The 15,085-nt window shown below is 46.2% G+C and carries 11 protein-coding genes; all 11 read right to left on the reverse strand.

Going from position 1 to position 15,085, the window contains the following annotated elements; translation table 11 throughout:
- Positions 1-54: 54 nt before the first annotated feature.
- Complete coding sequence (locus tag AC58UU_RS05110) at positions 55-999, reverse strand: carbohydrate ABC transporter permease (protein ID WP_497313599.1); 945 nt, start codon at positions 997-999, stop codon at positions 55-57.
- 12 nt (positions 1,000-1,011) lie between these two features.
- The gene (locus tag AC58UU_RS05115) at positions 1,012-1,911 is read right to left on the reverse strand and encodes an ABC transporter permease (protein WP_497313601.1); all 900 of its coding nucleotides are present in this window, start codon (positions 1,909-1,911) and stop codon (positions 1,012-1,014) included.
- A 244-nt stretch (positions 1,912-2,155) separates the two neighbouring features.
- Positions 2,156-2,986, reverse strand: a complete 831-nt coding sequence (locus AC58UU_RS05120; protein ID WP_497313603.1) for an amidohydrolase family protein — start codon at positions 2,984-2,986, stop codon at positions 2,156-2,158.
- Positions 2,987-2,989: 3 nt separating this feature from the next.
- Positions 2,990-4,864, reverse strand: a complete 1,875-nt coding sequence (locus tag AC58UU_RS05125) for an ADP-ribosylglycohydrolase family protein (RefSeq protein ID WP_497313605.1) — start codon at positions 4,862-4,864, stop codon at positions 2,990-2,992.
- Between the two features lie 532 nt (positions 4,865-5,396).
- Positions 5,397-5,549, reverse strand: coding sequence for a hypothetical protein (locus AC58UU_RS05130; protein WP_497313607.1), 153 nt, complete (start codon positions 5,547-5,549; stop codon positions 5,397-5,399).
- 49 nt (positions 5,550-5,598) lie between these two features.
- Positions 5,599-7,782, reverse strand: coding sequence for a hypothetical protein (locus tag AC58UU_RS05135; protein WP_497313608.1), 2,184 nt, complete (start codon positions 7,780-7,782; stop codon positions 5,599-5,601).
- Between the two features lie 101 nt (positions 7,783-7,883).
- Positions 7,884-9,566 (reverse strand): type 2 periplasmic-binding domain-containing protein, encoded by a 1,683-nt coding sequence (locus AC58UU_RS05140; RefSeq protein WP_497313610.1) that lies wholly within the window; start codon positions 9,564-9,566, stop codon positions 7,884-7,886.
- 50 nt (positions 9,567-9,616) lie between these two features.
- Positions 9,617-10,510 (reverse strand): carbohydrate ABC transporter permease, encoded by an 894-nt coding sequence (locus AC58UU_RS05145; protein ID WP_497313611.1) that lies wholly within the window; start codon positions 10,508-10,510, stop codon positions 9,617-9,619.
- Positions 10,511-10,563: 53 nt separating this feature from the next.
- Positions 10,564-11,526, reverse strand: coding sequence for an ABC transporter permease (locus AC58UU_RS05150; protein ID WP_497313613.1), 963 nt, complete (start codon positions 11,524-11,526; stop codon positions 10,564-10,566).
- A gap of 143 nt (positions 11,527-11,669) precedes the next feature.
- Complete coding sequence (locus AC58UU_RS05155; protein WP_497313615.1) at positions 11,670-13,292, reverse strand: response regulator; 1,623 nt, start codon at positions 13,290-13,292, stop codon at positions 11,670-11,672.
- The gene (locus tag AC58UU_RS05160; RefSeq protein WP_497313617.1) at positions 13,285-15,015 is read right to left on the reverse strand and encodes a sensor histidine kinase; all 1,731 of its coding nucleotides are present in this window, start codon (positions 15,013-15,015) and stop codon (positions 13,285-13,287) included. The genes AC58UU_RS05155 and AC58UU_RS05160 overlap by 8 nt, the downstream gene beginning before the upstream one ends.
- Between the last annotated feature and the right edge of the window lie 70 nt (positions 15,016-15,085).

A 15,085-nucleotide genomic window follows, 5' to 3' on the forward strand; every position in this document is an offset into this window, starting at 1 on the left:
GAATGTTATTATCTATATATAACAGAGACATGGATGAATAACCATGTACTGATGTTACCCTTTGACTGCGCCTACCGTCAGACCCTGTACAAAATATTTTTGGAAGAACGGAAATACCACCAACATCGGCCCGGCAGCCAGCATACACATTGCCATTCGCGCACCCAGACTCGGCACCTGCTGTCCCGGTTTAACCAGACCGTACTGCATGGCTTCTGCACTATTCAGAAACTCCAGATTTCGCAGAACGCGAATCAACAGATATTGCAGCTTCATCTTACTTTCATCATCGATATAAAGCAGAGTGAGCCACCAGTCGTTCCAATATTCCAAGACCAGAAACAATCCAAGTGTCGCAAGCGCCGGTTTGGAAAGCGGAATAACAATCCGGGTGAAGATGGTAAACTCCGATGCCCCGTCCAATTTGGCTGATTCGAATAGAGCATCCGGAAGCGATTGCAGAAATCCCTTCATCAACAAGACATGCCACCCAGTGATCAAGAACGGAAGAATAAGCGCCAGTACACTATTTTTGAGACCAAGCCAGCTCACCATCAGAATGTAAGAAGGAACCAAACCGCCCTGAAACAGCATCGTGAAAAAGATATAGAAAGAAAGCTGTTTTCGATATGGATAATCTTTTCTAGAAATAGCGAAAGCAAAACTAGTTGTAATCCACAAACCCGCCAACGTCCCAAACACTGTTGTAGAAAACGTCACTAGGTAAGATTGCAGTAAAACTGCGGGATTGTGTAAAATCACACGATACGCTGTTAGATCGAAATGCTTTGGGATGATCGAGTATCCGTAAGTAAGAATGTCATTTTCACTCTGAAATGATGTTCCTACAATGATCAAAAATGGATATAAGCAAGCTATGCACACCAAGATAAAAACACTGTGGATACTGAAACGCCCTAGGGAAAATCTTGAACGGGATGATAATGTAGAACGAGAAGAACTTGTAGAATTAGAGATCGAAGTCTGTGGTTGATTCATGTTACATTCTCCTTAAAACAATGAATTTTCAGGATTGAATTTTTTTGCCATATAATTGGTTAACAATACCAAGATAAATCCGACAGTAGATTGGAAGAAGCCTGCCGCTGAAGCCATTCCGATATCTCCCAAATCGATCAGTGACCGATATACAAAGGTGTCGATCACATCCGTGGTCGGATAAAGTTGGGAAGAATTCAGTGTCACGTTAAAGAATAAGCCGAAATCACTGTAAAAAATTCTTCCAATCTGCAGAATGACCAATATGAATATGATTGGCTTGATCATCGGAATGGAGATAGATAACGCCTGCCGCAGCTTTCCGGCACCATCTATTTTTGCCGCTTCATAGTACTCTGCGTCCACGCCCATTAAAGCCGCGTAGTAAATAACCGCACCGTACCCGAGTCCTTTCCAAATGGACACAATGACGAGAATGAACGGCCAGTACTTCGGCTCGTTGTACCACATGATCGGCGTTTCTCCCAACATCGCAAGTCCCTTGTTAACCACCCCATAGTCCATATCGAAGAGCGCGCGGAAGGCAAATCCGGTCACGACCCATGAGATGAAATAAGGAATAAATAACACGGTCTGGTAGACTCTCACAAATTTCCTGCTGATCTCCCTAAGCATTAAAGCCATTACAACAGAAACGAACGTTCCCAGCGAGATGAAGACCAGATTGTAGAGAATCGTATTGCGCAATGCTCTCTGTATGGCATTACCATTAAATAGAAACTGAAAGTTGTCTAATCCTACCCACGGACTATTCCAGATTCCCAGATCAAATCGGTAATTCTTGAATGGAAGAAGCAGTCCATATAAGGGCACATAATTAAAAATAAATATTAAAACAATCCCCGGTAAAGCAAGTAATGTAATACTGAAGCTTTTATTAAATGTTTTCATTTGCCCACTCCCTCGTTCGTTACCAGTTGCCTACTAGCATCTGCCTGATATCCACAACTTTAGCCCGTTAGCTGGCATTCGTATATTTCAAACTTTGTCGTTTTCTTCAAAAAATGACTTAGCACATAGGAGATAAGCCTTTAATTAGCGCCTTTTTATGCGATATTGGTATATGGCGAGTTCAACAAATGCAAAAAAGCCCTTGCGGTCATTAAACGACCACAAGAGCTCTATAGGATCAAGCCTACAATAATTGATAAAATCGTGCTGCATTACCTCCAAAGATAGCTGAATGATCCTCACTAGACAGGTTGGAGGGCAGTGCGTTCAGTAAAGCCAAATAAACCTCATCATAGCTGCAAGTAGTTAGACATACTGGCCAATCGCTGCCAAACATCACCCGATCTGTGCCAAACACTTCGATCACATGATGCACATAAGGAACCAGATCCATCCAGTTCCAAGCTAGCTGGTCGGCTTCTGTTACTAGTCCTGACAGCTTGCACATGACATTAGGAAATGCAGCCAGTTCGGCCATCTCCGTCTTCCACGGTTCGAAGATGCGTCCAGCGATAAAAGGCTTTGCCGCATGATCGACTACTGCCCGAAGTGTCGGAAAGCTTCGAAACGCCTCCAATATATAAGGATGATGCCGTGGTCTAAGCTGTAAATCAAGCGGAAAATCATCCTTGACCAGCTGCTTTATATTTTGCATGACTTGCGGTCGAAGTATCCATGAATCCGGCAGGTCCTGAAGCATTGGACGAAAGCCAACAAACCCTTTATACCCTCGAAACTTAGCATATTGCTCGCTAAATAGCGGTGAATCTAGATCTAGCCAACCGACCACTCCAGCTATACTTTCATACTCATCATACAAAGAGAGCAAGAATTGCGTTTCCTCCAGCGTCGGCGCAGCTTGCACGACAATCGTGCGTTCGAAGTGATAGCGCTCCAACGAATCCTGCAGCTGCTCCGGCATATAGTCTGCAAATAAAATACCCTGCTCAGCGGTCAGCCAACCATAGTCTCCGCGTTCCGTTTTCCAATAGTGCTGATGCGCATCAATTCTCATAGGTCACCCAAACAAAATATCTGTAAAGTAATAATGGGGGCCAGGTAGTGTTGTGTTAAGAATCGCCACCGGCAAGATATACACCTCTAATGGAGAACCATTCCTTAATGCCTCAACTTCAATGTCATAGCTTCCTGCAGCTAGTGTCATTTCAATCACTTGTTCTTGCGGAGCTCGATGATAAGCTGGCATGAATTCCAACGTTTCTTTACATTCAATGACGATCTGACCGTTTAGTTTCAATACGATAGGACCTCTTGCAGCTGCAATGAGACGAATCTTTCTCTCACTTGGGTTGAAGAGCTTCGTTTGAGCACGGTACAAGCCATCGTCCTCACTACCGAGTTCCTTCTCCCATTCCAAACGATTGCCTGGGAAATATACTTCCTTCCCTTCGCTGCCGTTCGGTCCCCAAATCATCCACTTTGAAGCGTTTACCAACGAAAAGGGAACCTTCTGAGCAGCCCATACGGATTGGTCATGAAATCTCGTCCAAACGAATGCAAGCTCATAACTGGACTTAGCGATCGCGGAAGCTCGTATTTCTGTATTCCATTCGATCGATTCATTAGGTTGTAGGCTTACCTCAAGTGAATTCGGCCCCTCCCAGTCCTCGGGCAATTCTAATGCTACTTTGCCTACTATCGGTACTAACGAACGGTTGGTCAGCGTGAATTGCAGCGTCTTCTTCTGATTCATTCCAATGGCTGGACCTTCCTGACCGAAATCGATCTCAAGCTCAGCATCCGGAGTGTTACGAGTTCCTTGGGGCAGCAAGTAGTGATTAGCCGTTACCTTCCTCGTCCAAAGCTCCCTTATTTTCTCTTCCGTTTCGTTCGTTACTACGGGGTGGTTCAAGGATGTCGGAAGCTCAGGATGCACCAGTATGTCCGTATCCCAAGCTGCAAGAATTTGTTTGCCCATGCGGATGGTGCGTCGAGTCAACTCGTCCAAGTTCTTAGGTGCGGGAAATCCTTTAATAGGTGGGCTAACGACGATCCGATCACCAACTGGATTTACCCATTTATCCGGCAAACCTTCTGGACCAAGCAGCATGCCTAATATAGCGCCCAGTGTAGCAGCTGTACAATCGGTATCATAACCGCAGTTGACCGCTTTCAAAATTGCATCTTCGAAATCCTCGCCATATAACCAGCCAAGTATGGTAAACGCAATATTTTGCGGGGCATCCGTAAAGTTATCGTTGCCATGATGCTCCAAAATGAGCGAACGCGCTTCGAGCCAATCCTTCCCTTCCTTATGCCAGTGGAGCAGATCTTTCAATGCTTTGGCGGTACGGCAATTTTCAGGAATATAGGTCATGCCGATCTCAATCAAGCGATCCCGATCCTTCTCGTAGAAAATAGCGCTCTCGAGAGCGGCAAAAAACATTTCCCCGTACACCCCTTCCCCGCCGGCGTGATCCACAATGGCGTCCTGATAAGCATAATGAGCCGCTGTACTTGGCGATCCAGGTGCAGCCATGGCCCAGATTTCGGAACGAATGGGCGAACCCATACACTCATTGAACGGATTGTTGAATGATCCGGCAACGGGTGCAAGAAGACCTCTTCTCAGATTCGTAAGCGCGTAACCATACTCATCGAATGGGAAAAAGATATGCTCCAACCATTCCTGCCCAAGCTCGATCGCAGTCAATCCCGGACCGTATTGCTCCAAAGCATGCAGCCACACCAATTGTAAGTCCAAATCATCGTTCTCCAAAGGACCGTCCGGCAGCTCCGGATAAAAGGTCAATTCTAGCAGCTCCTTAATGCCCTCTACCGGTGCACCAAGTGTTCCCCCAATATTTTTCCCAAGCCATCCCCCATATACGATTCGATAGTAATCTTGTTCATTCAGAATTCGGATACCCATGATGAAACCTCCCGTAAGTTGTTATTGTGTTCATAACTTCATCATAAGACCGGTTTCATAAAGGAGCCATGTCCATAATTATGTTTTCAAAAGAATAAATATTAGAGGAAGTCATGCCCTTTGCTTTGAACAGTTATTATGAATCGGGAATACCGGATTACTTCGTCCATTAAAGTCGTTCAGCAGCTACGTGGAGTCAGATGGGCTATATGGGTTGCAATGTTGTAAATTCTACAACAATACACACGCGTAAAGGCTGTTTCATACCCTAAAGTTGCGTTTTGTACAACATTTTGAGCCCATTTGTTACGAAATGGCCTGAATAGGACCAAATTGTTGTACATTATGCAACATCGAAGGGAAAAAGGCGGGATCTAGCCAGAAATTGTTGCATTTTTTACAACATACCCACGTAGGATACTCACCTACTAAGTAACTTAACCTAGCAACCATATACGAAAAAGGCACCTCGCTTTATAGCGAAATGCCTTCTCTTTAATGCGTTGCTGCCGAAACACCATGCCAATAGGTTTCAATTGTCTTTCTCATCAACGTCCATCTCACCATTGAGCTGATTAGCATAGTTGCGCATCAAATCAAAATCCGGATTGCAGATTTCCTCCTGCATGTTGGCTGCTTCATCTACATCCTGCGTATTCACAAGATTCATGTTCTCGTTGTCCATCCTGCTCTCTCCTTCCTTCCTGAGAGTAGGTTTTCCATCCTCATACAAATTATCCCTTTTCGAAAATGACCGTAACGAGTGTCCCCTCTGGCACACCCGGATAGCGGATTAGAAGCGTTCGAGTTCCGGGTTCCCAGCTTCGTTCAACAACTTCATGACCATCCGCGATGACAAGACGGGGTTCCTCTGTCAGTTGAAGTCTTGTACTAACGGTTACTCCAGCAGGCGCCTCGGAGACGAACTGGAACTTCCCATTTGCGACGGGTTCCTCGTCACGGATTCGCGACGAACTGACGATGACAGTTGAAGTCTGTTCAGGAGCTGCCTCAAGGTCATATAGTAAACTACCCTTGCCTGGTTCGACAACCGGATTGCTTACAATAGCAAGTCTAGCATCGAAAAGGTCGATGTAGCTGCCATGAACGGTGACAGCTTGATCCGTAAGCGACTCCGTCATGACGCGTGTCGCGACATAGGGACCTCGACGGATTTGAAGATAATGGTTTTCACGCAAAGGCTCCTCATCTCCGCGCATGGCTAGTGCACGCTTTACACTTTCGCGGACCCAATTAGCGCCGTCTTCGGTTTCAGCCAGTCGGGCTGGATGTACGCGGTGGACGATAACACCGCCTTGACCTACCCGGTACTCGCCATCCTCAGGGCGGCGCCCCATCCCAATGGCCTCGAAGAGGTGATCATCTGGCCGTTCGTAGGCTCTAGCGCCTTGGTTCCACCATTCCTTGACACCGTGGTACGGGTCACTGCCGTCTCCTACATAGATTAAGCAGCCTCCTTCTCGTATCCACTGCGACAGAACTTGATGAAGACCGGCGTGCTCCGGCTTCATGAATTCATAACTGAGCAGGAGCACCCGGTAATCGTCCAAATACCCCGGGAAATGAAGCAAATTGTCCAGCTGAACCGGGCGAAGCGGTATACCATGCTTAACAAGCGGCAGCGCCAGCCCATAGAATGCCGACCAATTCAGCATCTCTTCGTGATGCTCGGAAGGAAGAATTAGCGAACTGATGGTGCCATCGTAACGAAAGTCAGCCTCATTTGACTGCGACTCAATGTCTCCCCGTTGGAACATCGCTGAGTTGGCAAGGAGGAGACCGATTCCATCCGTTTGTTCATCGGACGTGATTTCCTCGTGGCGGTGCATGTCACGAAGTACGTGCATAACGGTCAACAGCTCGGTCGCGTAATCGGGCGGGATCATTTCTTTCCCCTTGCCGTCTTCCTTCGGATAGGCAACTTCGAACACTCTTCGCGGCCAAGGGCATATCTCGTAATTGTTTACGTAAGGATGAAGCAGAGAAGCCACGACTGTATCTTCATAATTGACCTTATAGTCCGACCACGTGTAATTCGGATTGTCCTCAATTGGATCATGCAGAAACCACATATCACGGCCCGTGCCGCGAACGAGCTCTTGCATGACGCCGTATTCAAGGAATGCCGTTTCGAACGTTCGCTCCTCACGGATGCCTTTGTACACATTGCGCGTGCGAGATGTCCCCGTCCATACTTGAGCAATAAACCCGTCGCAAGCTGGCATGTTGACGAGTAGCGCTTCCGGACTCACTATCCGCCACTGCGTGTAATTGATCAGACTATGCGTCGGCACATAAAAACGGATCGCACGCCCATAATTAACTTCCGCATATTCCTTCATCTGCGCACATAAGCGATCTAGTGTACGATAGTACAGATACGCCTTCAACTTAGACGCCCGGTACTGCGCGTCCGGCGACTCATGAGGCGGTATCCACGGCTCCTGATAAAAGATGCGCCATTCCCGCTTGAAGGCTTCCGAATATCCGCCAGCTACCCAAAACTCCGGCTCCTCCAGATGAATGGCTTCGGCCCCACTATCAATTGCCCGCTTAATTCCGGCAGCAAGGTACTCGCTGAAGGAAATCGTTGGGACCATATAAGGCACGTCTTTGCCGTGCAGCAGGTGGTCGCCGGCGCGATTGGTCTGAGCTTCGTCCCAATGTTCACGGCCATCATACTCTCCGTACAAATAGTCTTGGTATTCTCCCCATGACACTCCTGTCATCAGGTGGATGATGTAGCCCTTTTCTTTCCACCCGGCGATTCGTTCCTCCAAGTCATCCGAGATGCCATACACCATGACAAAATCGCTGCGCAAATCGTACTTAGCCCCATACGGACGCGATTCTTGGAAACCCGTCCATTCCTTCCTATCCGATACCGGTCTCGACAAAGGTAATCCCTCCTCTAGGAGTTCCCACTCGGCAGAACAAGAACGGGAGAGTCATATTGCCTCTCCCGTCGTTCGCCACCAGAGCGGCCTCTTGTTAAGTTTTAGTTTGGCATTTGAAGTTTTACCACTTCTTTGCCTTTTAGATTATCATTCGTGAATTTAATCGCTTCGCGATAGCCTGTTTTTACCAACTGCCCGCGTAAATCATTGATGATTTTGAGTGCCGCCTCATCGGATTTGGCAAATATCGCTTCCTTCCAAACGTCACTGGTTTTATCCATGGATGGCTTAAGCGATTCCCATTGAGGGGCTTTCGTAATAACGTCCCAAGGATTGTAAGCTGTGATGACTTTAATGCCATTCGGGCGTAAAATTTTACGCGCTTTCTCTAAAGCTGCCATGCGATTCTGATCAGCCCAGATGTCCCCGTTACCTTTGGAATTCGTACGGTCCAGACCAGTTAAACTTTCGTAGCCGACGCCGATCCCTTCGTTCTTTTTCAACTTCCCGGTTTTGTCATTCACAAACTTATCAAACCATTCTTTTTTCGCTGTCGGTTTACCGTTCTGCATATCCCAATGAACGCCTTGAACGCCGTAGCGAGTAAGCATGAAGCCTTCATCAGAAGCTAGGAAATCCAGCAGGCGCAGGGCTGCATCCACATCCTTAGCTTGCTTCGTAATAACAGTCACATTGTTGCCTTGCACGCCTAGATCGGCCGGACGGTTGGCTTCAGCGCCTGCTCTTTCCAGTGGACCTACAGGCACATAATCGCTGCCAGGGTGAGACTGGACGTAGTCCTTGGAGGCATCAAGAATAGCTGGATAGTGAGCTGCGAGAACGGCTACGCGCCCTTGCTTTACTTTCTCATTCGCGATTGGATCCGTCTGCGTAAACGCTTCGGAATCCAGCAACCCTTGGGAAATCAGCTTCCGATAGTATAACGTGTAGTCTTCGTATGCTTTAGTAAAGAAATTATTCTCTAGGGAGCCATCTCCTTTATCGAGGAAGCCAGAACCCATAAACATCTGATCGCCGATATTAACAGCCCAACCGTTGTGAAAGCCGCCGAGTGGAATGACGGGTTGACCGCTTTCTTTGAGGCCCGCATCTTTGATCTTCTTCAAGAAATTGTAAAAGTCGTCCTTTGTTTTTACGGACTGCGGATCTACCCCTACTTTTTCAGCAATGTCCTTACGTACATAGAAACCGTATAACCAGTCCATGGCATCCTTATCCGTTGCAGGATGATTTTGATATAGCAAATACTTTTTGCCACCATAGGCGTCGATTCCTTTCTCGTAGAGCGCAGGCGGTACGTTTTCCTTAGCGATTTCTTTGGCTAGGTTGGGATAATTAGCCAGCTTGCTTGAGAGATCAACGAGTTGACCCTCTTTGGCAGCTTTGATGATACCATCCAGCTCCCCGCCCCACGCCGGTCCGGTATATATATCTGGCAAGTCCTGCGTCGCGAAGATCGTGTTAACTTTCTCCACTTCACTTCCTTTGGTGTATTCCATTTGAACCGTTACCCCGGTTTTCTCCTTGATCACTTTGGCGACGGCATTCATATCGCTCTCAGAACCGCTGGAACCATTCCAGTTGTGCAAAACTTTAAGCGTGACCTCTTTCTTGGTGTCCGTTTTGGCAGTTGCGCTTGGACTTGTGTTTGAATTTGCACTTGGGCTTGGAGACGTCTCATCCTTCTGAGTACAACCTACTAAACCACCTGCAAGTGTTAATGCTAATAAAACGGAAGCACCTCTAGACCATTTCTTTTTCATGAGAACCCTCCTTCATTTTTATATGATAAGCCCCCCAAAATCGAGGACAGCTAACCCTTAACGGAGCCTAGCAAGACGCCTTTGACAAAATACTTTTGCAGGAATGGGTAGATGCACAAAATCGGGAAGACGGTGATAACTAGGAGCGCCATCCGTAACGATTCGGGCGTTGCACCGGCTGGATTCACGCTAATTGTTTGGCCTCCTTGCTGAGCTGCCCGCTGCATCGAATTCGAGAGCGCTTCCGCTTCAGTCAGCATTTGCTGCAGCAGCGTTTGAACAGGAACCAGGTTTTTGTTAGATACGTAGTAAGCCCCAGCAAACCAATCATTCCAATGTGCGACACCAATGAACAAACTTATTGTTGCTAACACTGGACCTGATAAGGGCAGGATAATTTTCAAGAAGATTGTGAAATCGCCATATCCGTCAATGCGTGCCGACTCGTCCAGCTCTTCCGGTATCCCCTGCAGGAACGTCCGGATGATGACGATATGCATGAAGTTGAATAACATCGGAATGATATACACCCAGAAAGAGTTGATCAAATGAAGCTTTTGCAGCGTGATGAAGTAAGGAATGAAACCCGCGCTGAAGATCGTAGGCAAAAAGATATAGAAAGTGAAAAACGTTCTTCCCGGCAGTGTCTTCTTAGCCAATGCGTACGCCATAAGCGTACACAAAAGCACGTGTAGAAATGTACCGAGGATGGTTCGCATCAGCGTGATTTTGTAAGCTTGCCAGATACGAGGATTGTCGAACACTTGCACATAGTTATCAAATGTAAACTGCCGGGGCCAGAAATATAGCGCTCCCTGCATGGAGTCATTCCCATCGTTAAGTGAGTATACGAGAATGTAAATGAACGGGTAGATCATCGAGAAACCGATCAGCGCCAAGATGATATAATTTAGTGTGCTGAACAAGGAAAAATTGCGCTTCATCTCATCACTTCCTTAGCGTCTTCGTGAGCAAACTTTCTTCGTAAGCGTTTGCTTTAAAAAAGGGAAACATCGCTGTATTTCTTAGCGATTCGGTTGACAACAAGAATCATCACCAGACCTATAATGCTTTGGAACAAACCAACAGCAGCCGCATAACTTAGTCGACCTCCACTAATACCGGAAGTGATAACATGCACGTCGAGGACGCTGCCAATTCGAGCTGTTGCAGGCCCATTCAAGAGAAGCAATTGCTCGTACCCGGCGCTCATCAAGCCACCGACGGAAAGAATAAAGAGGATCACAGCAATGTTACGAATGCCGGGGAGCGTGACATGCCACATTTGCCGAAAACGATTCGCGCCGTCAATCTTCGCCGCTTCGTACAATTGCTGATCAATCCCAGCTATTGCCGCCATATAGATGATTGAGTTCCATCCAATATTTTTCCAAACATCAGACCCCAATATCATGGGATAAAACCATGTCGTATTGTACAGGAATTGAATGCGCTCCAAGCCAAGCGAGGCAAGCAGATCATTCAACGGTCCTCCATACGGAGTTAGGAGGCGCTGCATCAGCGTCACGACTACGACCCAAGATACGAAGTAAGGTAAGTAGGAAAGGGTCTGGACAACCTTTTTGAATTTCACTCTGCGAACTTCATTCAAAAGAATCGCGAGAATAATTGGCATTGGGAAACCGATGAGAAGCTTTGATAAACTGATCACAATGGTGTTGCGTATGAGTTCTGTTGATTGATAATAATCGAAGAATTGGCGAAAGTATTTCAAGCCAGCCCAAGGACTTCCTGAGAAGCCGCCGGTGAATGTAAAATTACGAAACGCCACTTGAATTCCGTATAGGGGAACGTAAGAAAAGATGAAGAACCAAATGATGCCTGGCAGCATGAATAAGTAAAATACTTTATGCTGCCAGATGCGTTTCCATAGCAAACGCTTGAATGACATCGGTTTTCGGGGCTGAACTTGAGTCATAGAATTTGTCAGTGATTCCATTGTAAGCGTTTTACCTCCTTATAGGACTTACTCATAGGTTCCATTTGATATATTTATCATATCATGCGTAAATACCCACCCGTAAGTCCAAATATTTATGATCAGGTATCACTTTCTTTGGAATTGTCATATTTTTCTGATTGTCACGTCATCTTGAGCTTTTCCCTGAATTGGGTAGGCGTCATCGCGTAGTAATCTTTGAATACCTTTGTAAAATAGCGGTAACTCTGATAACCAACCTCATCCCCAACTTGAGCTACGGTTAAGGCCGTTCGTTCAAGCAGTTCCAAGCTCTTCTCCATTCGAAGGCGAACGAGAAAGTCCACGAAGTTATAACCCTTCTCTTGCTTAAATAAGGTACTGAAATATGAAGCGCTGATGCCCACATATTCAGCAACCTCCTGAAGAGAAATATTCCGAGACAGCTTGATCTTCATGTATTCAATGCCTTTGGAAACGGGTGACAGAGAAAGGGCTTCGATGGCGATCGATTGCAGCATAAACTGAATCAACTCTTTTGCCTTCTCGGTAAGCTCAACATACGTTTCCTGACAACGGATTTCCTCTATAAACATTTCCATGACTTCGCTCGTCACAGGAAGAGATTTCACTTCCCTGAGCTGACGAAACAGATTAACGAGCATCTCGCCCACGATGAAACGTATGGAATCCTCCGATTCCCCGCTGCTGCACAAATTCCGCAGAAATTCGTTAAAGAGTCCATATCCCCCTTGTTCGTCGCCTTGCTTAAAGGCAATGATGAGTCTCTTTTCAAGCTCAGTCGGGTAGAAGCCTTCGTTTTGTCCTTGCGGTGATGGATGAAAAAGATTGACAGACCCTTTACCCGCGAAAAATTTATGCCTAAGCGCCTTGAAAGCTTGATCATATGCCTCGGGAACATTGGAAATACCCTGGAATCTTTGACTGCATCCTACTGAAAGCTGAACGTTAAATAACCGCAAATATTTGTTTAAGCTCTCTTGGAAAGCATGGCCCGCAAGAAGTGCTTTGTTATCGACCGCTCTTTCTGATCCGGCTTCAAGGAGGAAAACATAACGGTTCGGCGGCAACAGCACAGAATCTACCGCTCCGTAATTGTGAGAGATTTCATCCAAAATATTATGAACGATGAAGCGGCATAGTTTCTGGTCTTCATCGTTATAATTATCGGTGAACTTAGTGTAATCATCGAATTCCGCGACAAGCATAAGAAATGAGCCATTCACGATGTCTAATTGAGCGTCAAATTGATTGAACCACCGCTCTGGAGAGATCAGGATGTCTTTACGCGTCAGCCAGCGCTCATAGATTTGCGCTTTTTCCAACAATGCCTTCTCCTTCTGCATTTGATTGGCATATTGTATTTTCGTCGACTGCAAATGACGCTCATCCAGTCTTCGCGCGATTGTTTCGAATACTTCTGTTAATTGCTCTTTGGTCACAGGCTTCAGCAAATAATCGCGCACGTCAAGCTTAATGGCCTGCTGTGCATAATCGAATTCCCCGAAACCGCTAAGAATGACAATTTCCACAGGTTCACCCGGCAGCGATCGGATACGCTCCGTTAGTTCCAAACCATCCATATAGGGCATCCGGATATCGGTCATCACCACGTCCACTTCAGGACGTTCCTTTAGGATTTCCCACGCTTGCTGCCCATCCTCCGCAATCGCAATGACTTCAAAACCATTTTGCTCCCAATTAATAACCTTAGTGAACCATTTGCGAGTTGATAATTCGTCTTCCACAATAAGCAGCTTATACATGTTCAACCCCCTCAAGCACTGGCAGCGTTAATACAACTTCCGTTCCTTTCCCGGGCTCGGACTTAATTGACAAGCCATACTCACTGCCGAAATACATCCGAATTCGACTGTTCACGTTGTACAACCCGATGCCCTTGCTGGGCGAATGATCACTTAGTAAAGTTTCTGCTTGCGACTTCGTCATCCCCACGCCATTGTCACGAACGGTCACGATGACAGCCTGCTCTGTGAGCTCGCCTATCACGGTTACAGAGCCTGCCGCCATTCCCTTCAACCCATGCTGGATCGCATTTTCCAGGAGAGGCTGAAGGATAATTTTCAAGGTGTAGAGACTTGGTATCTGCGGATCTATCTGCCATTCGACCGTATGTCGCGCACCGAAACGGATTTCTAGAATTTTCAAATAACATTTGGCGTGATCAATTTCTTGTTCGAAACGGATGGTGTTACTTCCCTTGGATACCGATATTCGAAAGAGGTCCGCTAGGGCTACGACCATGCCAATGGCTGTCTGCTTCTCATCCATGTCAATCTCGTTCTTGATTGCATCCAATGTATTGTATAGGAAATGAGGATTAATTTGAGCTTGTAAAAAATTGAGCTCCATTTCCCTTCTTTCCAGTTTTTCCACATAGTTTTGGTGAATGAGGTCTCGTAAATTATCAAGCATGTTATCAAAATTACGATCTAGTTCATCAATCTCATCGCCTTTAACATGGACTCTGCGACTCGTAGAGAGCACCCCCCTGCCAACTCGAGATACTTTGGCGTGGAGACGTCGGATCCCGCGGGTCAGTTGACGGGTTATAAGCAAGGTCAGAAAAGAGAAAATAATCATACAAATGATACTGACTGTCAAAATGGTTTGCCGAATTTCATTCACTTTGGATTGAATCGACGCTTTGGGCACAAGTAGGTACATCGTCCAGTCAACATTCTGGAGCTTGCGGTACCACATAACATAATCGGTTCCCTGAATATGAAGGTTCAGTTCGGATTCGGAGCTTCGATCTTCACTCGTCTGTTCAACGATTTCCTGTGGAAGCGGTTTGCCAAGTTGATCGGTGTCAGGGTTAAACATGATGGTTCCCTTACTGTCTGCGATGATTAGGCTTCCGCTTGCGTCAGCTTTGTTGCCCAACGTTTCCTGCACATACGTCACGGAAGGGATCTGGATCGTTAACTTTATATAACCAATTTTCTTAAACTGCCCGATGCTGTAAATCGGCCGCACCAACGCATAATAATATTTACCGTCATACTGCTCAAGTATCCAAAACTTCGAGTCCGGTATCTCATTCAAGCCGAGAACCCTTCGAAGTCTATCCTCTGGAAAAAGGTATACGCCATCGGACATGACATCAGGTGATGTGGAGAAAAATTCGATGCTCTCGACATCGGTCGCCTGATAAGCTTGGATAAATCGGACCACACGAGAGATTTCCCGGTTCATGATAATAACGCCTTTTTCCCGGTATACTTCGGGTTCCGAAAGTACGTTTTGAACCGATTCCGACACTGTTAAATTGTCAAGAATGCTTTCATAGAATCGGATATTGTAGTAAATGCCGTTGTTGGATTGGACTAATATCTTTTGATAAGAATCAGATACGTACCGGATAATGAGGTCTGACATTTGATTAAGGAAGTAATTCGTTAACCCTACGATCGGTAGTAGAATGGTCACCAAATATACGATCATTAATTTTTTGTGCAACTTCATGCATGTCTGTCCCCCTTAGTTTAAGTAAGCGTAATCTCTTCATTTCCCTAAGGGGACAGACATTTCCTTT

This window comes from Paenibacillus sp. JT22N1 (genome assembly GCF_059692155.1).

Excerpts from the sequence above, each read along its gene's own strand:
- AC58UU_RS05150 (WP_497313613.1), bottom strand. The coding sequence starts at position 11,526 with ATGGAATCACTGACAAATTCTATGACTCAAGTTCAGCCCCGAAAACCG.
- AC58UU_RS05160 (WP_497313617.1), bottom strand. The coding sequence starts at position 15,015 with ATGAAGTTGCACAAAAAATTAATGATCGTATATTTGGTGACCATTCTA.
- AC58UU_RS05125 (WP_497313605.1), bottom strand. The coding sequence starts at position 4,864 with ATGGGTATCCGAATTCTGAATGAACAAGATTACTATCGAATCGTATAT.
- AC58UU_RS05145 (WP_497313611.1), bottom strand. The coding sequence starts at position 10,510 with ATGAAGCGCAATTTTTCCTTGTTCAGCACACTAAATTATATCATCTTG.
- AC58UU_RS05140 (WP_497313610.1), bottom strand. The coding sequence starts at position 9,566 with ATGAAAAAGAAATGGTCTAGAGGTGCTTCCGTTTTATTAGCATTAACA.
- AC58UU_RS05130 (WP_497313607.1), bottom strand. The coding sequence starts at position 5,549 with ATGGACAACGAGAACATGAATCTTGTGAATACGCAGGATGTAGATGAA.
- AC58UU_RS05115 (WP_497313601.1), bottom strand. The coding sequence starts at position 1,911 with ATGAAAACATTTAATAAAAGCTTCAGTATTACATTACTTGCTTTACCG.
- AC58UU_RS05110 (WP_497313599.1), bottom strand. The coding sequence starts at position 999 with ATGAATCAACCACAGACTTCGATCTCTAATTCTACAAGTTCTTCTCGT.
- AC58UU_RS05155 (WP_497313615.1), bottom strand. The coding sequence starts at position 13,292 with ATGTATAAGCTGCTTATTGTGGAAGACGAATTATCAACTCGCAAATGG.
- AC58UU_RS05120 (WP_497313603.1), bottom strand. The coding sequence starts at position 2,986 with ATGAGAATTGATGCGCATCAGCACTATTGGAAAACGGAACGCGGAGAC.